This window comes from Kitasatospora sp. NPDC054768 (assembly GCF_053612025.1).
Map to the genome: position 1 here is coordinate 66,566 of NZ_JBSHBN010000012.1, position 20,304 is coordinate 86,869.

The 20,304-nt window shown below is 74.3% G+C and carries 15 protein-coding genes and 1 pseudogene; 14 read left to right on the forward strand and 2 right to left on the reverse strand.

Translation table 11 applies throughout. From position 1 onward, the window contains the following. Positions 1-108: 108 nt before the first annotated feature. The 7 genes and pseudogenes from ACWGKU_RS05985 to ACWGKU_RS06015 all read left to right on the forward strand — a co-directional run bounded on the left by ACWGKU_RS05985 (position 109) and on the right by ACWGKU_RS06015 (position 8,805). The gene (locus ACWGKU_RS05985) at positions 109-2,259 is read left to right on the forward strand and encodes a UvrD-helicase domain-containing protein (RefSeq protein WP_401053140.1); all 2,151 of its coding nucleotides are present in this window, start codon (positions 109-111) and stop codon (positions 2,257-2,259) included. Between the two features lie 142 nt (positions 2,260-2,401). After that, positions 2,402-2,869, forward strand: coding sequence for a GreA/GreB family elongation factor (locus ACWGKU_RS05990; protein WP_401053138.1), 468 nt, complete (start codon positions 2,402-2,404; stop codon positions 2,867-2,869). Between the two features lie 263 nt (positions 2,870-3,132). Then, positions 3,133-3,630, forward strand: a pseudogene (locus ACWGKU_RS05995) (MFS transporter); the annotation flags it as partial. A gap of 178 nt (positions 3,631-3,808) precedes the next feature. Then, positions 3,809-4,405, forward strand: coding sequence for a hypothetical protein (locus tag ACWGKU_RS06000; RefSeq protein WP_452177647.1), 597 nt, complete (start codon positions 3,809-3,811; stop codon positions 4,403-4,405). A gap of 26 nt (positions 4,406-4,431) precedes the next feature. Next, positions 4,432-5,346, forward strand: coding sequence for a formate dehydrogenase accessory sulfurtransferase FdhD (gene fdhD / locus ACWGKU_RS06005; protein ID WP_452177646.1), 915 nt, complete (start codon positions 4,432-4,434; stop codon positions 5,344-5,346). Positions 5,347-5,349: 3 nt separating this feature from the next. Beyond that, positions 5,350-6,267 carry a LysR family transcriptional regulator gene (locus ACWGKU_RS06010; protein WP_452177604.1) on the forward strand — a complete coding sequence of 306 codons (918 nt, stop codon included), beginning with the start codon at positions 5,350-5,352 and terminating at the stop codon, positions 6,265-6,267. A 207-nt stretch (positions 6,268-6,474) separates the two neighbouring features. Further along, positions 6,475-8,805: an FdhF/YdeP family oxidoreductase gene (locus ACWGKU_RS06015; RefSeq protein ID WP_452177603.1), complete on the forward strand. Its 2,331-nt coding sequence runs from the start codon at positions 6,475-6,477 to the stop codon at positions 8,803-8,805. A 43-nt stretch (positions 8,806-8,848) separates the two neighbouring features. Here the strand turns inward: ACWGKU_RS06015 and ACWGKU_RS06020 are convergent, their stop codons facing one another. Beyond that, the gene (locus ACWGKU_RS06020) at positions 8,849-10,159 is read right to left on the reverse strand and encodes a YhgE/Pip domain-containing protein (protein WP_401055380.1); all 1,311 of its coding nucleotides are present in this window, start codon (positions 10,157-10,159) and stop codon (positions 8,849-8,851) included. A 628-nt stretch (positions 10,160-10,787) separates the two neighbouring features. On the opposite strand from ACWGKU_RS06020, the gene ACWGKU_RS06025 reads away from it, so the two are divergent. The 4 genes from ACWGKU_RS06025 to ACWGKU_RS06040 all read left to right on the forward strand — a co-directional run bounded on the left by ACWGKU_RS06025 (position 10,788) and on the right by ACWGKU_RS06040 (position 16,201). Continuing rightward, positions 10,788-12,437 (forward strand): NRAMP family divalent metal transporter, encoded by a 1,650-nt coding sequence (locus ACWGKU_RS06025; protein ID WP_401055562.1) that lies wholly within the window; start codon positions 10,788-10,790, stop codon positions 12,435-12,437. Positions 12,438-12,463: 26 nt separating this feature from the next. Then, entirely contained in the window at positions 12,464-12,847 is a 384-nt protein-coding gene (locus tag ACWGKU_RS06030; protein WP_359897612.1) for a winged helix-turn-helix domain-containing protein, read from the forward strand. Between the two features lie 148 nt (positions 12,848-12,995). Then, positions 12,996-14,801, forward strand: coding sequence for an ABC transporter permease (locus ACWGKU_RS06035; protein WP_452177602.1), 1,806 nt, complete (start codon positions 12,996-12,998; stop codon positions 14,799-14,801). Between the two features lie 14 nt (positions 14,802-14,815). Beyond that, positions 14,816-16,201, forward strand: a complete 1,386-nt coding sequence (locus ACWGKU_RS06040; protein ID WP_452177601.1) for an ABC transporter ATP-binding protein — start codon at positions 14,816-14,818, stop codon at positions 16,199-16,201. 49 nt (positions 16,202-16,250) lie between these two features. Here the strand turns inward: ACWGKU_RS06040 and ACWGKU_RS06045 are convergent, their stop codons facing one another. After that, positions 16,251-16,658 (reverse strand): ArsR/SmtB family transcription factor, encoded by a 408-nt coding sequence (locus tag ACWGKU_RS06045; protein ID WP_452177600.1) that lies wholly within the window; start codon positions 16,656-16,658, stop codon positions 16,251-16,253. A 469-nt stretch (positions 16,659-17,127) separates the two neighbouring features. Between ACWGKU_RS06045 and ACWGKU_RS06050 the strand changes: the two genes are divergently transcribed. From ACWGKU_RS06050 to ACWGKU_RS06060, 3 genes are all read left to right on the forward strand, one after another. Next, positions 17,128-17,895 carry a DUF4232 domain-containing protein gene (locus tag ACWGKU_RS06050; protein WP_452177599.1) on the forward strand — a complete coding sequence of 256 codons (768 nt, stop codon included), beginning with the start codon at positions 17,128-17,130 and terminating at the stop codon, positions 17,893-17,895. A 109-nt stretch (positions 17,896-18,004) separates the two neighbouring features. Continuing rightward, positions 18,005-19,348: a helix-turn-helix domain-containing protein gene (locus ACWGKU_RS06055; RefSeq protein ID WP_452177598.1), complete on the forward strand. Its 1,344-nt coding sequence runs from the start codon at positions 18,005-18,007 to the stop codon at positions 19,346-19,348. 73 nt (positions 19,349-19,421) lie between these two features. Continuing rightward, the gene (locus ACWGKU_RS06060; RefSeq protein ID WP_401050911.1) at positions 19,422-20,129 is read left to right on the forward strand and encodes a TetR/AcrR family transcriptional regulator; all 708 of its coding nucleotides are present in this window, start codon (positions 19,422-19,424) and stop codon (positions 20,127-20,129) included. Positions 20,130-20,304 lie beyond the last annotated feature (175 nt).

The following is a 20,304-nucleotide window of genomic DNA, read 5'->3' on the forward strand; positions in this document are numbered from 1 at the left end:
CCGACCGGCCCGCCGCCGGGCGGCCCGCCGCGAGTGATCACCGGGGCCAGTACAGTGAGGCGCACTGCCCGGCCGCGCGGACGGGCCGGGGCGCGCGAGGGGGCCGGGGTGGCGACGCTGGGTATGCACCGGGACTTTCTGCTGGAGTTCGCGGCACTGGAGAAATCCGTGCAGCGCAGGGTCTTCGACGTGTTCGAGAAGTTCACCGGAGCGACGCACACCGGCGCGCATCTGGAGAAGCTCACCCACCAGCGGGACCCCCGGATCCGGACCATCCGGATCACCGACTTCTGGCGCGGGGTGGTCCTCAAGGCCGACCGGGGCGACGGGTACATGCTGTTGAAGGTGCTCCCCCACGACAAGGCGAACGACTGGGCGTACAAGCACCGGGCCTCGGTGAACGCCGCCACCCAGGGCGTCGAGATCCGCAACGACGTCGCCCTGGAACGCGCCACGGAGTCGCTGAGGGCCCTGGCCCCCGACGAACCCCGGAGGCTCTTCGCCGACCGCTCCGACAAGGTCCTGCGCAGCCTGGGCATCGAGGAGGAGATCCTGCCGATCATCCGGCTGCTTCCGGACGAGGCCCATCTGGAGGCGCTCCACCGGGTCCTGCCGGAGCAGCAGTTCGACGTTCTGATCGGCCTCGCGAGCGGGATGGAGCCGGCCGACATCGACCGTGAGATCGTCCAGGCGTACGCGCGGGCGGCGGCTCCGGTGAACGCCGCGCAGCCCGAGGACGGGCTGGTCTCGGCGATGGCCCACGCGCGCGGCCGGGTCGCTCTGGTGTCCGGCCCCGAGGAACTGCGGGAGATCCTGGAGCGCCCGTTCGACGTGTGGCGGATCTTCCTGCACCCGGCCCAGTACCGGATCGCCTACCGGGAGTCGTACAACGGGCCGGCCCGGGTGACCGGCGGCCCCGGGACCGGGAAGACGGTGGTGGCCCTGCACCGGGCCTATCACCTGGCGCGCCGGCTGCCGCCGGACGCACCTGACGGATCGATTCTGCTGACCACCTTCACCAAGGACCTCGCCGGCGAGCTCGAACGCTGCCTCACGCTGCTCATCACGGACGAGCGGATCAGGGCGAAGGTCCGGGTGGTCACCGTCGACGCGCTGGCGAACGAGGTGCTCCGCCGCTCGCGGGGCGGCGCCCCACTGAAGACCGTCTTCAACCGGCGCGCGGTCCTCGCCCGCTGGGGCCGGATCGTCCGCCGGCTCGGGATCGACTTCACCGACGTCTTCCTGGACCAGGAGTGGCGGCAGGTCGTCCTGGCCCAGGCGATCGAGAGCCCGGAGCAGTACCTGAAGGCACAGCGGTCCGGCCGCGGTACGGCCCTCGGTCCGCTGCAGAAGGCCCAAGTGTGGCGTGCGGTGGCCGCGTTCGAGGACGAGCTGCGACAGGCCGGGGAGTTGACGTTCCTGCAGGTCTGCGCGCAGGCCGCGCGGGCGCTCGACGAACAGGACGACCGCCCGTTCCGGCACGTGGTGATCGACGAGGCGCAGGACCTCCACCCCGCGCAGTGGAGGTTCCTCCGCGCGATCGTCGCGTCCGGACCGGACGACCTGTTCCTCGCCGGCGACCCGCACCAGCGGATCTACGGGAACAAGGTCTCGCTGCGCTCACTCGGAATCCAGGTCGTCGGACGGTCCTCCCGACTGCGGGTCAACTACCGGACCACCCACGAGATCATCAGCTGGTCCGCGTCCCTGCTGACCGGCGAGCGGCCCGACGACATGGACGGCGGCGAGGACTCCCTCGTCGGCTACCACTCGACCCTGCACGGCGCGCACCCCGAGGTGCACGGCCACGTCGACAAGGCCGACGAGATCCAGGACCTCGTCGCCCGGATCGCGGAGTGGACCGCGTCCGGCGTCGCCCCGGAGGACATCGGCGTCGCCGCCCGGACCGCCCAGCTCGGCCGCGAGGTCGCCCAGGCCCTGGAGCAGGCCGGGACGCCCGCCTACGTGCTCGGCAACGCGCCGTCCCCCGGCGTCCGGGTCGGGACCATGCACCGGATGAAGGGCCTGGAGTTCCGCTGCGTCGCCGTGGTGGGCGTGAGCGACGGCCTGGTGCCCATGCGCAGCGCGATCACCCCGGTGGACACCGACCCGCTGCAGCACCAGGAGGACCTCAGCGGCGAGTTGAGCCTGCTCTTCGTGGCGTGCACGCGTGCACGCGAGGCCCTCAGCGTGTCCTGGCACGGCACACCGAGCGTCTTCCTCGAACCGGTCGTCCCGGCGCAGCTGCTCGCACGGTGACCCGCGGCGCCCCGGGCGACGCGTCCTCGACGAATCGTTCCGGGTGGTCGATCGGCCCGGAAGTTGCCCGGGGCCCGGAGGGGTGGGGTAATGGGAGGCGGCCGGTGTTCGAGCGTGTGACGAGCAGCCCCGGGAGCGTGGGATGAGCGGTGGGCCGGAACCGATCAGTGCCGAGGGCCTGCGTGCGGTGCAGGCGGACCTGGCGCAGTTGCGGGAGGAACGGGAGAAGGTGGCCGCGACGCTGCGCGGGCTGGAGCCGGTGGGGGACCGGGCGGATGCGGCGGACGAGTTGCAGCGGGCGTCGGAGGTGACCCGGCTGGACCGGCGGATCACCGAGCTGGAGGCGCGGCTGCGGGAGGCCGAGGTGGCCGGGAAGCCGTCCGCGCGGGTGGTGGGGGTGGGATCGACGGTCACCGTGCGGTTCGACGACGGCACGGAGGAGACGGTCGAGATCTCCGAGCTGGCGGAGGAGCGGGACCTCACCCTGGTGACCTTCGACAGCCCGCTCGGGAAGGCGCTGCTCGGGCGGCACGCCGGGGAGACGGTGAACTACGAGACGCCGGCCGGCGCGGCCAGCGCGGTGGTGCTGTCGGTGGGCGGCACGGAATAGCCGGCACGCAGTAGCCGGGGCGGAATAATCCGAACGGAATGATCGGAGCGGAATTCCCGATCGTTCTTTCGGAATGTCCGGCAGGTTTTCCGGACACCCGGCAAAGGGATATCCGTCGAATCTCCGATAGGCGCCGCTTATCGGCTCACAGGATTCACTTCTTTGACGCCCGCGGCGACGGACCGCACACTGGACTGCGGAAATCCAGGAATGGCCGGAAAGCCGGAAACGGGGCAGGACAGCGCATGGGCGGTACCGACGGAATGCCCGTGCCCCGCACCGCCCACTGGCTCCCGGCGGCCGCCGCCGTCGCCGTCGCCGCCTGGGGCGCCAACCAGTTCACCGCGCTGGCCACCGTGTACCGGGCGCGCACCGACTGGTCGGCGCTCTCGCTGGCCGCGATGTTCTCGGTCTACCTGCTCGGCCTGCTGCCCGGTCTGCTGCTGGGCGGGCCCGCCGCGGACCGGTACGGCCGGCGGCGGACGGTGCGCGGCGCGCTGGGCCTGTCCGCCGCCGCCAGCGTGGTGCTGGCGCTGCCGGACGAGCCCTCGGTGTACGCCGCCCGGCTGGCCACCGGCTTCGCGGCCGGGCTGGTCTTCCTGGCCGGGACGGCCTGGCTGCGCGAGCTCTCCGGGCCCGCCGTCCCGCCCGAGCGGAGCGCCCGCCGGGCGATGTACGCCACCGGTACGGGCTTCGCGGCGGGCGCGCTGGCCTCCGGGGTGATCGCCGAGTGGCTGCCCGGCCCGACGGTGCTGCCCGCCCTCGCCCATGCGCTGGGCTGCCTGCTGGTGCTGCGGGCCACCCGCGGACTCCCGGAGACCGCCCGGAGCCACGGCCGCGGCGGCGGCAACGGCAACGGCAACGGCAACGGCAACGGCAACGGCGGAAGCAACAACGGCAACGGACCGGCGGCCGTCCGCCACCCCCCGGTTCCGCTACGTGGTCCTGCCCGCCAGCCCGGCCGTGCTCGGCGCCGCCACGGTGGCGTACGTGGTACTGCCGCCGCTGGTCGCCGACCGGGTGCCCGGCTACGCGCCGCTGTTCAGCGGCCTGGTCGCGGCGCTGACCCTGGCCACGGGCGTGGTCGTCCAGCCCTTCGCCGCCCGGCTGGACGACGCGGACAGTGCCCGGGCCACCCTCACCGCGATGGCCACGGTGATCGCCGGGCTGCTGCTCGGCGCCCTCGCCGCCGCCCTCGACTCGGTGGGCCTGGTGGTGGCCGCCGCCCTCGTCCTCGGCACCGGGTACGGGCTGACGCTCGGCGCGGGGCTGCACGAGGTGGAGCGGTTGACCCCGCGCACATCCGGGCCGACCTCCGCCTCCCTCTACCAGAGCATCACCTCCAGCGGCTTCCTCACCCCGCTGCTGCTCGCCGGCACCGCCGGCCACGCCTCCTATCCGGCGCTGCTGGCGGGCATGGCGGCCGTCGGTCTGCTCTGCCTGGCGGTCACCGCCGCGCACAGCCGCCGCCACCTGCCCGACCCGCCGGACCCGTACGCCGCCGCCAGGGGGGAGGATTCATCCGTACAGACCTGACGGAGACCATCGAGGAGCCGACGACCATGGGCCGAGTGACCGTCCCCCGCAGAGTGCTGCGCCTGCGCCAGGGCGCGCCCTCGTACCGTCCCGACACCCTGGCCGCCGAGGAGCCGATGGAGATCCGGGTCGGCGGGCGCGCGCTGACGGTGACCATGCGCACCCCGGGCAGCGACTTCGACCTGGCGGCCGGGTTCCTGGTCAGCGAGGGCGTGGCGCACGCCGCCGAGCAGGTGGCGGGCATCCGCTACTGCGCCGGTGCCACCGCCGACGGGGGCAACACCTACAACGTGGTGGACGTCCTGCTCGCCCCCGGTGTGCCGGCGCCCGACGCCTCGCTGGAGCGCAACTTCTACACCACCTCCTCCTGCGGCCTGTGCGGCAAGGCGAGCCTGGACGCGGTGCGCACCACCGCGCCGTGGAGCGTCGCCGGGGACGGGCTGCGCGTGACCCCCTCGCTGCTCTCCGCGCTGCCCGACCGGCTGCGCGCCGCCCAGAAGGTCTTCGACAGCACCGGCGGCCTGCACGCGGCCGGGCTGTTCGACGCCGACGGGCGACTGCTCTGCCTGCGCGAGGACGTGGGCCGGCACAACGCGGTGGACAAGGTGGTCGGCCACGCGCTGCGCGAGGGCCTGCTGCCGGCCCGCGGCACGGTGCTGATGGTCAGCGGGCGGGCCTCCTTCGAGCTGGTGCAGAAAGCGGTGATGGCGGGCATCCCGGTGCTCGCGGCGGTCTCCGCGCCGTCCTCGCTGGCCGTGGACCTCGCGGAGGAGAGCGGGCTGACCCTGGTCGGCTTCCTGCGCGGCGACTCGATGAACGTCTACACCCGCACCGACCGCGTCGACACCTCCACGCCGGCCACCACCACCGGCGCCAGCACCGCCCCCGCCACCGCCCCCGCCACCGCCACCGCCACCGCCACCGCCACCGGAGTCGAGTAGGCGATGCTGTTCCGCCAGCTCGAATACCTCGTCGCGCTCGCCCGGGAGCGCCACTTCGCCCGCGCCGCCCAGGCCTGCCACGTCTCCCAGCCCGCCCTCTCCGAGGCGCTGCGCAAGCTGGAGGACGAGCTGAAGGTGCTGCTGGTGCGGCGCGGCCGCGCCTACGAGGGCCTGACCCCCGAGGGCGAGCGGATCGTGCTGTGGGCGCAGCGCATCCTGGCCGACCGGGACGCCCTCCGGGACGAGGTGGACGCGCTGCGCACCGGCCTGAGCGGACGGCTGCGGATCGGCTCGGTGCCGACCGCCTCGGGCGCCGTGTCGCTGCTCACCGGGCCGTTCTGCACCGCCCACCCGCTGGCCGCCGTGGAGCTGTCCACCGACCTTCGATCCGATGAACTCCTGCGCCAGGTACGGAACTTCGAGATCGACGCGGGCGTCACCTACCTGCCCGGACCGGGCGAGGACGACCTGCGCGCACTCCCGCTGTACGAGGAGCGGTACGTCCTGCTGACCGGTCTGGCCGACGAGCCGGCCCAGCACCCGCGGGCGACCTGGGAGCAGGCCTCCCGACTGCCGCTGTGCCTGCTGCACCCGGGCATGCAGGGCCGCCGGGTGCTGGACGAGGTGTTCGCGGGGCTCGGGCTGGCGCCGACGCCCCGGGTCGAGACCGACTCGGTGGCCTCGCTCTTCGCCCACGTCCGCACCGGGCACTGGGCGAGCGTCGTGCCGTACGCGTGGCTGCACGTGTTCGGCGTGCCGCGCGGGATGCGGGCGGTCCCGCTGACGGAGCCGGCGCACAGCGCGCCGATCGGACTGGTGATCGCCGCCCGGGAGCCCGGCTCGGTGATGGCCCGCGCCCTGCTGGAGGTCGCCCGGCTCACCGAGGTGGCCACCGTGCTCGGCAGCCTGCCGGGGACGTGATCGCCCGGGCCCGAGACCCGGGCCCGAGACCGGGGACCGGGGACCGGGGCATGACCGTCCGGGACGGGACCGGGGCATGACCGTGCGGGCCGGGACCGGGACACGACCGCCCGAGCCACGACCGCTCGACGCGCGGGGTCCGGCCTCCGGACGTAGCGTCGACTGCAACGCCGGGTGTCCGACCCCGTGCGACGGAAGGCGAGGCCCGTGACCACCTCCGACGACGCCGTCACCACTCCCCCGCAGGAGCCCCCGGGGCAGGAGGAGGTCGGCCCCTCCCCCGCCGGCCCGCCCCACGTCCAGCCGTACCACCACCCGGCCGCCGGCTGGGGCGCCGCCAAGAGCGTCACCCGCTTCATGGTGCGCGAGGGCGCGTACCTGGACGGGCCGCGGGCGGTGATGCGGATGAACCACGAGAACAGCGGCTTCGACTGCCCCGGCTGCGCCTGGCCCGACGACACCAAGGGCCTGCACCTGGACATCTGCGAGAACGGCATCAAGCACGTCACCTGGGAGATGACCCGCAAGCGGGTCGGCCGGGAGTTCTTCGCCGCCCACACGGTGACCGAGCTGTCCGGGTGGAGCGACTTCGCGCTGGAGGACCAGGGCCGGCTCACCGAGCCGATGGTCTACGACCCGGACACCGACCACTACGTCCCGATCGGCTGGAAGGACGCGTTCGCCCTGGTCGGCCGCACCCTGCGCGGGCTGGACGACCCCAACCGGGCCGCCTTCTACACCTCCGGCCGACTCGGCAACGAGGCGACGTTCCTCTACCAGCTGATGGCCCGCGAGCTGGGCACCAACAACCTGCCCGACTGCTCCAACATGTGCCACGAGGCCAGCGGCCGGGCCCTGCAGGCCTCGCTCGGCACCGGGAAGGGGACGGTCGACCTCAAGGACTGGGAGGTCACCGACGCCCTGTTCATCCTGGGCGTCAACGCGGCCTCCAACGCGCCCCGGATGCTCACCTCGCTGGCCGAGGCGTACAAGCGGGGCGCGCAGATCGTGCACGTCAACCCGCTGGTCGAGGCGGCGGCGACCCGGACGATCATCCCGCACGACTTCACCGACATGGCGCTGAACCGGGCCACCCGCACCAGTACCCTGAACCTCCAGCCGCGGATCGGCGGCGACATGGCGCTGCTGCGCGGCATGGCGAAGGCGATCCTGGAGCAGTCCGCGGCCGACGACCGGGCGCTGGACCGGCTGTTCATCGACCGCCACACCAGCGGGTTCGAGGCGTACCGCGAGGTCTGCCTGGCCACGCCCTGGGAGGAGATCGAGCGGCAGAGCGGGCTGGACCGGGCCGAGATCCTCAAGGCGGCGCGGGTCTACCGGGAGGCCGACCGCTCGATCTTCAGCTGGTGCCTGGGCGTCACCCAGCACGAGCACGGGGTGGACACCGTCCGGGAGATCGTCAACCTCCTGCTGCTGCGCGGCAATCTGGGCCGGGAGGGGGCCGGCCCCTCCCCGGTGCGCGGGCACAGCAACGTCCAGGGCAACCGCACCTGCGGCATCGACCACCGGCCCGCCGGCGCGTTCCTGGACCGGCTCGCCGAGGTGTGCGGGATCGAGCCGCCGCGCGAGCACGGGCTGGACACCGTCGGCACGATCGAGGCGATGCGGCGCGGCGACATCACGGTGTTCGTCGGCATGGGCGGCAACTTCGCGCTCGCCGCGCCGGACACCCCGTACACCTACCAGGCCCTGGAGTCCTGCGAGTTGACCGTCCAGGTGAGCACCAAGCTGAACCGCAGCCACCTGGTGCACGGGCGGGCCGCGCTGATCCTGCCGTGCCTGGGCCGGACCGAGAAGGACCACCAGCGGGCCGGGGTGCAGTCCACCTCGGTCGAGGACTCGATGAGCATGGTGCACCTGTCGGTCGGCATGAAGCGCCCGGCCTCGCCGCACCTGCTCTCCGAGCCCGCGATCGTCGCCGGGATGGCCCGCGCGGCGCTGCCGGACAGTTCCACCCCCTGGGAGTGGTACATCGAGGACTACGACCGCATCCGCGACACCATGGCCCAGGTCCTCGACGGCTTCGAGGACTTCAACCGCCGGGTGCGGCTGCCGCTGGGCTTCCGGATCAAGCAGCCGGCCCGCGAGCTGGTCTTCGACACCCGCTCCGGCAAGGCCGAGTTCTCCGCCGCCCCGCTGCCCGACGTCGTCCCCGAGCCGGGCACCCTGGCGCTGGGCACGATGCGCTCGCACGACCAGTGGAACACCACCATCTACTCGGACAACGACCGCTACCGGGGCGTGCGGAACCTGCGCACCCTGGTGTTCCTGAACCGGGACGACATGCGCGAGCGCGGCCTGGACGAGTTCGACCGGGTGGACGTCACCAGCACCGCCCGGGACGGGTCCACCCGCTCGGTGCACGGCTACCTGGCCGTCCCGTACGACATCCCGCGCGGCTGCGCGGCCGGGTACATGCCGGAGCTGAACGTGCTGTGCGCGATCGGCGACTACAGCACCCAGAGCGACCAGCCGATCATGAAGCACCTCAAGGTGACCGTCACCAAGGCGTCCTGACCGGCCAGGACACCTGACCGCCCCGGCCGCCCCGCCCCGGCGGTCAGGTGTCCTGGCCGGAGGGCTGGGGCGTCCAGCGGTGCAGGCCCTTGCGGTCGTAGTAGCGGGTCATCCCGAAGCCGAACAGCAGGGCCAGCGCCGCGCCGATTCCGATCATGACCCAGCCGCGGGTGAGCCCGGCGTCGGCCCTGGCGTCGAAGAAGAGGATCGCCCGGATGCCGTCGCTGAGCTGGCGCATCGGCTCGAAGAGGCTCAGGAAGCGGTAGAAGCCGGGGACCGCCTGGAGCGGGACGGTGGCGCCGGAGGAGGGCAGTGCCAGCGCGATGAAGACGAACATCGACACCAGCTGCCCGATCCCGCCGAACGCGGCGTTGATCGCCTGCACCCCGAGGCCCACGGCGAGGCTGGCGCAGTAGGCGAAGATCCACAGCTGTGCCAGGTGGGGGGCGTCCATGCCCAGGACGCCGACCGAGCAGAGCACCACGAGCGAGGTGGTGAGCAGCATGATCCCGGCCGTCATGACCATCTTGAGCAGCAGGGTCTGGGTGCGGTTGATCGGGACGGTCGGGCGGCGGGTGTGCCAGGGGCCGATCTCGCTGTCGCTGTAGCCGAGCGCGCCGTCGACGCCGTTGTGGACGATGTTGCCGCCGATGAAGCCGGTCAGCACGGCCAGCAGGGTGAAGTAGAAGGCGCTCAGGCCGAGCCCGCTGTGGCCGCCGATCGGGTGGCCGACCTGGGTGGTGACGGCGATCGGGTCGGCGAGCAGCAGCCGGGCGGTGGCTCCGGTGTCCGGGCCCGGGGCGCCGGAGGCCGGTACGGCGGCCAGCAGCTGCCCGCCGAGCGCCGTCGAGGCCTGGTGGGCGGCGTTCTGGGCGATCTGCGCGGCGATCGAGGAGCCGAGGCTGCCCATGCCGGGGTTGGTCAGCACGGTGACGGTCGGCCGCTCGACGGCGCCGCCGGCGACCAGCGAGGTGACGGCGGCGCTGAAGTCCTTCGGCACGACCAGCGCGCCGTAGACCTTGCCGGCGGCGAGCTGTTCGCCCAGTCCGGCCGCGTCCACCTGCCGCCACTGGACGGTGCTGTCGGGAGTGCCGGCCACCACGGCCGCGGCCAGCCGGGCGCCGAGGGGCTCCGCCTGCCCGGGCGGCGGCGGGCCCTGGTCCTCGTTCACCAGGGCGATCGGCAGCCGGTGCAGGTGCCCGCTCGGGTTGAGGATGCCCCCCATGTAGAGCAGGGAGAGGAGGACGGCCAGCAGGCAGCACAGGACGCCGGGGAAGAGCCACAGTTTCGGGTTCCGTGCGAGCGCCAGTGCCCGCGCCTGCCGGGGAGGCCCCTGGGAGTCTGCGGTCGCCATGCCACCCCTCGGGTTCGGGCACGACCTGGTGCCGGTGCCGGTACGGCGGGAAGTCGTTCCGTGGCGGCCCGGCGGCCAAACCCCCGTCACCCGGCCGGCCGCCGCCCGCCCCGGGGCGTGGAAGGGCAGCAGCGGACAGCGGCGGGCGCGGACGGGCAGCGACGGCAGGCACCGGCGTACGCCGACAGAAAGGTAAAGGTTTTACCAAGTGCGCAAGTATCGCTCCCGGGCGGGACTAAGCTCTGACGAGTTGGGGTGAACCGGCGGTCGCGTCGCGCGGGCCGGTGAGCTCCTTGCCGCGTCGATGACACGCACCACGGGGTGCGCCGGCCGGGAGGAGGCGAGAGACATGGATTGCAGTAGTCCGGGCCACAGTTGCCCCTATCCCCGCCTGCCCTCGCACACCTCCGGCATGCGGTAACACCTTTCCCCGCAGCACGTCCTGACGATCCGTCACCATTCTTCGGCAGTCATCAGCGACGACGGCACGCCATGTCCGCACGCGGCTCCGCCGTGCCCGCACGCCACCGTACGGGCCGCGCAGCCGCGCGCCGATGCGCCGTGCCCGCCCGCGGGGAGAGCCGCCGCCTGCCTCCGAACCGCCCCCCGGGGCCCAGGGAGGAAACCCATGACCACCCACGCCACGCTCAACTCCGCTCCGCCCGAGCCGCGTTCGGCCGTCCTCGACGACGCGCACGTCGGCGACATCAAGGGCGCGCTCGGCACCATCCGGCTCGACGACACCACGCCCCGGCACGGCCTGTCGGCGAGATTGAAGACCCTGCTCGCGATCGTCGGGCCCGGCCTGATCGTGATGGTCGGCGACAACGACGCCGGCGCCTTCTCCACCTACGGCCAGGCCGGGCAGAACTACGGCACCCAGCTGCTGTGGACGCTGCTGATGCTGGTCCCGGTGCTGTACGTCAACCAGGAGATGGTGCTGCGGCTGGGCGCCGTCACCGGCGTCGGCCACGCCCGGCTGATCCTGGAGCGCTTCGGGAAGTTCTGGGGCGCGTTCAGCGTGATCGACCTGTTCCTGCTGAACGCGCTGACGCTGGTCACCGAGTTCATCGGGGTCACGCTCGCGGCCGGGTACCTGGGCCTGCCGAAGGCGGCCTCGGTGGTGCTCGCCGCCGGGATCATCATCGCCTCGGCCTTCACCGGCTCGTTCCAGCGCTTCGAGCGGGTCGCCGTGACGCTGTGCCTGGGCTCGCTGCTGCTGGTGCCGATCTACTTCATGGTCCACCCGAGGACCTCGCGGATGGCGCACGACTTCGTGGTGCCCGCCATGCCCGGCGGGTCGGGCGGACCGGCGGCCGTGATGCTGGTGATCATCTCCATCGTCGGCACCACCGTGGCGCCCTGGCAGCTGTTCTTCCAGCAGTCGTACGTCATCGACAAGCGGATCACCCCGCGCTTCATGACGTACGAGAAGGCCGACCTCTGGATCGGCATCGTGATCGTGATCGTCGGCGCCGCCGCCATGATGGGCCTCACCGCCGCCGCCTTCGCGGGCACCGACGGCTTCGGGCACTTCTCCGACGCGGCCGCCGTCGCCCGGGGCATCGAGGACAAGGCCGGGCACCTGGCCGGCGTGCTGTTCGCCATCGCGCTGCTGGACGCCTCGATCATCGGCGCCTTCGCGGTGTCCCTGTCCACCGCGTACGCGATCGGCGACGTCTTCGGCATCAAGCACTCGCTGCACCGCGGGGTGAAGGGCGCCAAGGGCTTCTACGGGATCTACGCGGGCCTGGTGGTCGCGGCGGCGGCGATCACGCTGCTCTCCACCGACTACACCCAGGGCCTGATGACCCAGTTCGTCCAGGTGCTGGCCGGGGTGCTGCTGCCCTCCGCGACCGTCTTCCTGCTGCTGCTCTGCAACGACCGCGCGGTGCTGGGCCCCTGGACGAACGGGCCGCGGACCAACGCCTTCACCTCGCTGGTGGTCGGCGTCCTGGTGATGCTCTCCCTGATCCTCACCGCCGCCGTGGTCTGGCCCGACATCGGCTCCGGGGCGATCCTCCGGATCATGGCCGGCTGCGGCGTGGCGGGCGTGCTCGTCGCCGGGTACTCCTTCACCTTCGGGCGCCGCGGCACCAAGGAGGACCCCGTCGACCGCACCGGCCGGGAGAACTGGCGGATGCCGCCGCTGGAGACCCTCGACAAGCCGGTGCTGTCCACCGCCCGCAAGGTCGGCATGGGCGCGCTGCGCGCCTACCTGCTGATCGCGACGGCCATGGTCGTCGTCAAGATCGTCCAGACCGCGCTGAACCACTGAGCCGACCACGAAGGAGCCCCCGCGCCATGGTCCCGCACCGCCCCAGGCTCGACGCCGTCTTCTCGCACCACCCCGCCCCGGGCCGGCGCCCGGCCCCTCGACCCGCGCCCGCGCCCGGCCTGGTGGTGGACACCGACCAGCGCACCGTCACCGTCGAGGGCCGGCACGTCACCATGCCGTACCTGGAGTTCGAACTGCTCGCGCACCTGGTCGGCAACCCGCTGCGGGTGCACTCCCGGCGCCAGCTGATGGAGAACGTCTGGGGCCGCCCGGACACCGGCGACTCCCGCACCGTCGCCACCCACATCGCCCGGATCCGGCGCAAGCTCGGCCCCGGGCACCGGGAGGCGATCGCCACCGTCCGGCAGATCGGCTACAAGTACGACCCCCGGCTGGCCCGGACCGCCTGACCCCGGCCCGGGACGGCGCGCCCCCGGGACGGGACACGGCGCCCCGCCCGGGGCCGGGCGCACCCGGTAGCCCCGCGGGGGCGGGGCGGGTTTGCGTACGGACGTCCTGAGGGAGCAGACTGCCCGGGTTTGCCCCGGAGGTACCGCCATGACCCTGACGAAGCCCGCCCCGGGCCGGTCCCGGAGCCCGCTGCCGGGTGTGTCCCGGGGCTCGCTGCCGGGCCTGTCCCCGGGCTCACTGCCCACCCGGACCGCGCACCGGCTCGGCGGGCGGGTCTGGACGGACCTGGTCGTCGCGGCCGCCGTCCTGGTCCTGCTCTACCTCGTGCTGCGGCTCGGCCAGGGCGGCCCCGTCCGCTTCTCCACCACCCGGGACGCGGCCGTCGACACCGACCCGGCCCGGCTGCCGTACGACGCGGCGCGCTCGCTGCTGCGGATGTTCGCCGCGCTCGCCCTCTCGATCGTCTTCACCTTCTGCTATGCCTATGCGGCCGCCCGCAGCCGCCGGCTGGAACGGGTGCTGATCCCGGCGCTGGACATCCTCCAGTCGGTGCCGGTGCTCGCCTTCCTGAGCCTCGCGGTCTCCGGTTTCCTCGCCCTCTTCCCCGGCTCGGTGCTCGGCCTCGAATGCGCCGCCGTGTTCGCCGTCTTCACCTCCCAGGCGTGGAACATGACCTTCGCCTTCTACCAGGCGCTGGTCTCGCTGCCCCGCGAACTCGACGAGCTGTCCCGCTCCTTCGGGGTCAGCCGGTGGACGCGGTTCTGGAAGGTCGAGCTGCCCTCGGGCATGATCGGCCTGGTCTGGAACGGCATGCTCGGCTTCGGCGGCGGCTGGTTCTTCCTGGTCGCCTCCGAGGCGATCACCGTGGACGGCCGGCGGTACGCGCTGCCCGGGGTCGGCTCGTACGCGGGCGCGGCCATCGCCGCCGGGGACCTCGGCCGGGTCGGCTGGGCCATCGCCACCATGGTGGTACTGGTGGTCGGCGTGAACTTCCTGTTCTGGCGGCCGCTCACCGCCTGGGCCGAACGCTTCAAGAACGAGCAGTCCGAGGCCACCGAGGTGCAGCGCTCGGTCGTGCTGGACCTGCTGCGCCGCTCCCGGCTGCCCGCCGCGCTCGGCCGCGCGCTGCGCCCCGCCGGACGGGCCCTGAACCGGGCCGGGCGGGTGTTCGGCACCGCCGACCGCCCGCCGGCCGTCCACCCCGGCCGGCGGCGGGCCGGGGACGTGGCCTTCGCCCTCGTCGCGGGCGGCATCGTGCTGTGGGGCCTCGTCGACCTCGGCCGCTACCTGGCCGACCGCACCGGCCTCGGCGTCTTCGGCGAGCCACTGCTGCTCGGGCTCGCCACCCTCGCCCGGGTGGTGGTGCTGGTCGCGGTGGCCACCGTGGTCTGGGTGCCGATCGGCGTGAAGATCGGCTTCTCGCCCCGGCTGACCAGGATCGCCCAGCCCGTCGTCCAGGTGCTGGCCGGCTTCCCCGCCAACTTCCTCTTCCCCCTGGTGGTCTGGCTGCTGCTGCGCACCGGGGTGTCGATCGACCTCGGCGGCACCCTGCTGATGGCCCTCGGCTCCCAGTGGTACATCCTGTTCAACGCCATCGCCGGTGCCATGGCCGTCCCCGCCGACCTGCGCGAGGCCATGGACGACCTCGGCGTACGCGGGTGGCAGCGCTGGCGGCGGCTGATCCTGCCCGGCGTCTTCCCGGCGTACGTCACCGGCGGCATCACCGCCTCCGGCGGCGCCTGGAACGCCTCCATCGTCGCCGAGGTGGTCACCTTCGGCTCCGCCACGCTGACCGCGACCGGCCTCGGCGCGTACATCGCCCGGGCCGCCGAGCGCGGCGACCACCCGCACCTGCTCGCCGGGGTCGCGGTGATGAGCCTGTACGTCGTCGCCCTCAACCGTCTGCTCTGGCGCCGGCTGTACCGGCTGGCCGAGCGCCGCTACTCGCTGTAGTCCGGAGTCCGCCGATGCGCTTCCCGTTCCGCAACCGTGCCGCCGAGCCCGCACCCGCCCCCGCCCCCGCGCCCGCACCCGCCCCCCACGAGGACGGGGACGGGGAGGCGCTGCTGGAGACCGCCGGTCTGACCAAGTCCTACGCCGGGGCCGCCGGCGAACTGCCGGTGCTCTCCGGCATCGACCTCACCGTCCGGGCCGGCGAGGTCGTCGCCGTGCTCGGACGCTCGGGCTCCGGCAAGTCCACCCTGCTGCGCTGCCTGGCCGGCCTGGTCCCGCCCAGCTCCGGCACCGTCCGCTACCGCGGCACCCCGCTCACCGGCGCCAACCCCGGCACCGCGCTGGTCTTCCAGACCTTCGCGCTGCTGCCCTGGCTGTCCGTGCGGCAGAACGTCGAACTCGGCCTGGAGGCCCGCGGTGTCCCGCCCCGGGAACGCGCCCGGGCCGCCGACCAGGCCATCGACCTGATCGGCCTGACCGGCTTCGCCTCCGCCTACCCCAAGGAGCTCTCCGGCGGCATGCGCCAGCGGGTCGGCTTCGCCCGGGCGCTGGTCGTCGAACCGGACGTGCTGATGATGGACGAGCCGTTCTCCGCCCTCGACGTGCTCACCGCCGAGAACCTGCGCGGCGAGCTGATGGAGCTGTGGGAGTCCGGCCAGTTCCCCACCCGGGCCGTCGTCCTGGTCACCCACAACATCGAGGAGGCCGTTCTCATGGCCGACCGCATCGTGGTCCTCGGCGCCCGCCCGTACGGGACGATCCGGGAGACCGTGGAGGTCGCCCTGGAGCGGCCGCGCGACCGCGACTCGGCCGCCTTCGACGAGCTGGTGGACCGGGTGTACCGGATCATGACCGGCCGGCCCAAGGACACCCGCCCGTCCGGCCGCACCGAACCCGACCCCGAACGGCGCACCGTCGCCGCCACCCCGCTGCCCAGCGCCGGCGTGGACGGCCTCTCCGGTCTCGCCGAGACGATCGCCCACCGGGGCGGGAGCTGCGACCTGGCCGGCCTCGCCGACGAACTCGGCCTGGACATCGACGACCTGCTCCCCCAGGTCGACGCCCTCGACCTGCTGGGCTTCGCCGAGGTCCACGGCGACGACCTGCTGCTCACCGCGACGGGCGCCGCCTACACCGGGGCCGACGCCCAGGAGGCCCGCGCCGTCTTCGCCGCCGCCGCCCTGGAGGTCCCACTGATCAAGCTGATCGCCAACAGCCTCGGCGGCCGGCCCGGCGCCACCGTCCGCACCGGCTTCCTGCGCGACCTGCTCGGCCGCCACTACACCGGCGAACAGACCGACCGGCAGTTGGAGACCGCCACCGACTGGGGCCGCTACGCGGGGCTCTTCGCGTACGACGCCGACCGGCAGGAGTACCGGCTGGCGGCGCCGGGCCGCTGACCGGCCCGGCCCGACGCCGGGCGAGGCACTGCGGAGGGCCGGGGAGGGCTCAGCCGGTCGCCGGGCGGCGGCGCACCGCGCGGGCCGCGCGGGCGAAGGGCTGCGGCGCGGTGGCACCGGCCGGGGCGGCGCCGTCGTCGCCGCCGCGGCGGGCGGGCAGGTCGTGGGCGATCAGCGCGGCCTCGGTGAGCAGCCCGCGCACCTCGGTGGCCCGGTAGAAGATCCGCGTCCCCTCCCGGCGCGCCACCACCAGCCCGGCCGCGCGCAGCTTCGCCAGGTGCTGCGAGGTCGCCGACACGTGCGCCCCCAGCAGTTCGGCCAGCTCGCTCACCGGCAGCTCCCGGCGGCTCAGCGCCCACAGCAGCCGGTACCGCGACGGGTCCGCCACCGCCTTCAGCACCGCCACCGCCCGCTCCGCCGCCTCGGCGTCCCAGGCCTCTTCCCGCGCACCACCCATACAGGGATCGTACCGACGCCCGCCGACCCGCCGGCCCGCCCCTGGGCGGTGGCACCGGCCGGGCCCGGGGCGTGTCCGGTGGGTCCTGTCGGATCGGGGCGCGGCGTCGGGGCGCGGCGTCGGGGTGCGGCGTCGGGGTGCGGCGTCGGGGTGCGTGCATCGCGAGGCCGAGGCGGGGGCACCTCCCGGCCGGGCTCCGGGGGGCGAGTCGTGCACCCGGCAAAGCTCCGCACGACACGCCCCGGCTCCGCCGCCGACGCCCCTGAGGGCCTCGCGGCGTTCCGGGAGGCCGTTCCAGGCGGGTGCGAAACCGCAGGTCAACGGGGGTGGAACCGTTCCAGCGTCCCGGCTCGGCGGGGAGGTCTGGCGGACCGGCCGGACGACGGACCAGAGTGCTGCCCAGCGGTCGGCGCCGACGGCCCGCCGCCTTCCTCGCCTCCTTCATCCGCAACCTCACGGGGGAACCTCCATGTCCGCTCGCCGTGCCCTGTTCGTCCCGGCCGCCCTCGCCCTGGGCGCCGCCCTCGCCCTGACCGCCTGCGGGCCGGACGGCGGCGACGCGGCCCGGCCCGCGAAGCCCGCCGGGACCACCACGGCCGGCACCGCCCCCGGTGCCGCGGCACCCACCGCACCCGCCGCGCCCGCCGCCCAGCCGGCCGCCGGCGCTCCGGCCCCGGCGGCCCCCGCCACCGCCGCGCCCGCCGGAGGCGGCTCCGCCCGTCCCAGGACCCCCGTGGTCCCCGCCACGGGCGGCGGAGCCGCGGCCGTCGGCGACGAGGCGTACGCCTACACCCACCCCTGCAAGGCCGACAAGCTGACGGTCAAGGTGTCCGCCCGGGCCGGGTCGCCCGACCAGCGGGTGATCGAGGTCCACAACCAGGGCACCGCCTACTGCGGCCTGAGCTACTACCCGCTCATCGGCCTCGGCAGCTCGAAGGCCCCCCAGCACGGCAACGACCTCACTCCGCTGGTTCCGGGCGGGCTGGGCGGCCCGCCGGCCTACGCGCTGGCTCCCGGCAGGAGCACCTACGCGGTGGTGGACCTCAACCCCGGCAGCGGCGGGGTGGCCGACGTGGACCAGCTGAACGTCCTGCCCGACGACCAGATGCCCAACGCCGACACCCGGAACTTCCCGCTCGGCGCCGGCGCGAAGGTGGGCAAGCAGCCGAAGCTCGGCCTGTACCGGGAGAGCGTCTCCGACGCGGCGGCCTCCACGGAGACGGCCGGCCGGAGCTGACCTGCCGCTTCGCACTCCCCTGCCCCGGTCCCCGCCCCGGCCTGCCGGTACGGTGATTCGCGGATCGACGGCATCCCGGGCCGGGCCCGGGGTGGGGGAAGGGCAGCGGATGAGTGTGGAGACCGAGGAGTTCGCGGCGATGCTGCGCGAACTCAAGGAGCGTTCGGGCCGCAGCTACGGGGCCCTGGCCACCCGGCTGCACGTCAGCACCTCCACCCTGCACCGCTACTGCAACGGCGCCGCCGTACCGACCGAGTACGCGCCGGTGGAGCGGCTGGCCCGGGTCTGCGGGGCCGGCGGCGAGGAACTGGTCGAACTGCACCGCCGCTGGATCCTGGCCGACGCGGCCCGCCGCCGGGAGGCCTCCTCCGCGGGCCCCCCGGCCGCCGCCGCACCGGCGCCCACGCCCACGCCCGCACCGACACCGCAGCCGCAGCCGCAGCCGGAAGCGGAGCCGCGGCTCCGGCCGGAAGCCGCACCCGACCCGCAGTCCGCCGCCGCGCCGGAGGAGGAACAGGAGGTGACGACCACCCACCCCGCGCCCCCGCCCGCCGGGCCGCGCCGCCGCATCCGCACCCGGGTGCTGCTGAGCGCGACCGCCGTGGTCGCGCTGGCCGCCGTGGCCTCCGGCCTCCTCCTGCGCGACACCGGCGGCACCGGCGGCACCCCGAACGCCTCCGCCTCCTCGCCCGCCGCACCGTCCGTCGCCGCCACCGCGGGGGCCGGCACCGCGCCCACCGGTGCCCCGGCACCGCCGGCCCCCGCGGGCTCCGCCGCCGCGGACACCCCGTCCGCCGCCGCCCCGGCGGCCCCCGAGGACCTCCCCGCGCCCTTCCACGTCAGTGTCCTCAGCAACGGCTGGGGCAGCCCCTGCGACCAGTGGTTCCTCTCCGCCCGCTCCCCCGCCCAGGTGACCCCGCCCCCGTCGTCCTCCGGCCGGATCGACAGCTGGGCTGCCTCCCAGCGCCTGGTCCCGGCCGGGCACCTGCGCATCGAGCTGACCGCCCTGGGCGCGAGCTCGGACGCCGTCGTGCTGAACTCCATGTCCGTACAGGTGGTCAGCACCCGGCCCGCCCCCAAGTGGAACGCCTACACGCCCGGGTCCGGCTGCGGAGGCGGGCTCGAACCGGCGTCCTTCGCGGTCGACCTCGACGCGGCCACGCCGCGCCTCGTCCCCGTCGCGGGCCGGGAGGGCGAACGGAGGACCGGGACGACGGACTTCCCGTACCGGATCTCGGCCACCGACCCGCAGGTGATCGACGTGGACGCCGCCACCCGCTCCCAGGACGTCAGCTGGTTCCTCGAACTGGTGTGGACCGGCAAGGACGGCCGCAAGGGCACGATGCGGGTGGACCTCGGCGACCAGCAGCCGTTCCGCACCGTGGGCATGCAGGGCGCGCCGAACTACATCCACAACGGCACCTCCTGGGCCCCGGCCCACAACGAGGGCTGAGTCCGGCCGACGGCCGGGGCGGGAGGTGCCCGACCCCTGGCCTACGTCAACGGTGCGGGCATAACCTCGGGGGATGACCGACCGCGTAGTCCCCGAACCGCAGCGCCGTCGACGCCGCCCCACCAAGCAGGGCGTGGTGCTGTCCGCCGAGTTGATCGTCGGGACCGCGATCCGGCTGATCGGCAGCCACGGCACCGAGGCGCTCACGGTGCGACGGCTCGGCGCCGCGCTCGGCGCCGATCCGAGCGCGGTCTACCGCTACTTCCACAGCACCGACGACCTGCTGCTCGCCGTCGCCGACGAGCTGATCGGCCGCGCCCAGCACGGCTGGCGGCCCACCGGCGACTGGCGCGCCGACCTGCGCGCCATCGGCCTGCGCATCCACGCCAGCTACCTGGCCCACCCGCAGGCCGCCATCCTCGCCGCCCACCGCACCACCGGCCGCACCCACGAGATCGCCGCCGTCGAGGCGATCCTCGGCGTCCTGCGCAGGGCGGGCTTCCCGGACCCGGAGGCCGTCCGGATCTACCACGCCTTCGTCGACCAGAGCCTCGGCTTCGCCGCCCTGGACGCCGCCACGCTCGCCCTCCCGGCCCCTGCCCAGAACGCCGACCTCCAGGTCTGGCAGGCCTCCTACGCCCGGCTCGACGCCGCCGACCACCCCCACATCGCGGCCACCGCCCACCTGCTCACCACCGACATGCGCCGCAGCGGCTACCCGTACGCCCTGGACCTGCTCCTGGAGGCCGCCGAGGCCCGGCTGCGAGCGGCGGGCGGCTGAGGCGGGCGGGCCGACGGCGTGACGTTCCTCGTGGCGGGCGTGGCGGGCATGGCGGGCATGGCGCGCGGTGACGGGGGCGGCCGGCCTCGGACGCCCGGCGCGGCACCGCCCGGGCCCGGGCACGCCGCCGGCCGCCGGCGGTGAGCCCCCGTACGCCCACCGCCGACGGCCGGTC

Coding starts and splice junctions, on each gene's coding strand:
- ACWGKU_RS06020 (WP_401055380.1), bottom strand. CDS start 10,159: ATGGCGACCGCAGACTCCCAGGGGCCTCCCCGGCAGGCGCGGGCACTG.
- ACWGKU_RS06030 (WP_359897612.1), top strand. CDS start 12,464: ATGGTCCCGCACCGCCCCAGGCTCGACGCCGTCTTCTCGCACCACCCC.
- ACWGKU_RS06035 (WP_452177602.1), top strand. CDS start 12,996: ATGACCCTGACGAAGCCCGCCCCGGGCCGGTCCCGGAGCCCGCTGCCG.
- ACWGKU_RS06010 (WP_452177604.1), top strand. CDS start 5,350: ATGCTGTTCCGCCAGCTCGAATACCTCGTCGCGCTCGCCCGGGAGCGC.
- ACWGKU_RS06040 (WP_452177601.1), top strand. CDS start 14,816: ATGCGCTTCCCGTTCCGCAACCGTGCCGCCGAGCCCGCACCCGCCCCC.
- ACWGKU_RS05990 (WP_401053138.1), top strand. CDS start 2,402: ATGAGCGGTGGGCCGGAACCGATCAGTGCCGAGGGCCTGCGTGCGGTG.
- ACWGKU_RS06060 (WP_401050911.1), top strand. CDS start 19,422: ATGACCGACCGCGTAGTCCCCGAACCGCAGCGCCGTCGACGCCGCCCC.
- ACWGKU_RS06050 (WP_452177599.1), top strand. CDS start 17,128: ATGTCCGCTCGCCGTGCCCTGTTCGTCCCGGCCGCCCTCGCCCTGGGC.
- ACWGKU_RS06055 (WP_452177598.1), top strand. CDS start 18,005: ATGAGTGTGGAGACCGAGGAGTTCGCGGCGATGCTGCGCGAACTCAAG.
- ACWGKU_RS06045 (WP_452177600.1), bottom strand. CDS start 16,658: ATGGGTGGTGCGCGGGAAGAGGCCTGGGACGCCGAGGCGGCGGAGCGG.
- fdhD (WP_452177646.1), top strand. CDS start 4,432: ATGGGCCGAGTGACCGTCCCCCGCAGAGTGCTGCGCCTGCGCCAGGGC.
- ACWGKU_RS06025 (WP_401055562.1), top strand. CDS start 10,788: ATGACCACCCACGCCACGCTCAACTCCGCTCCGCCCGAGCCGCGTTCG.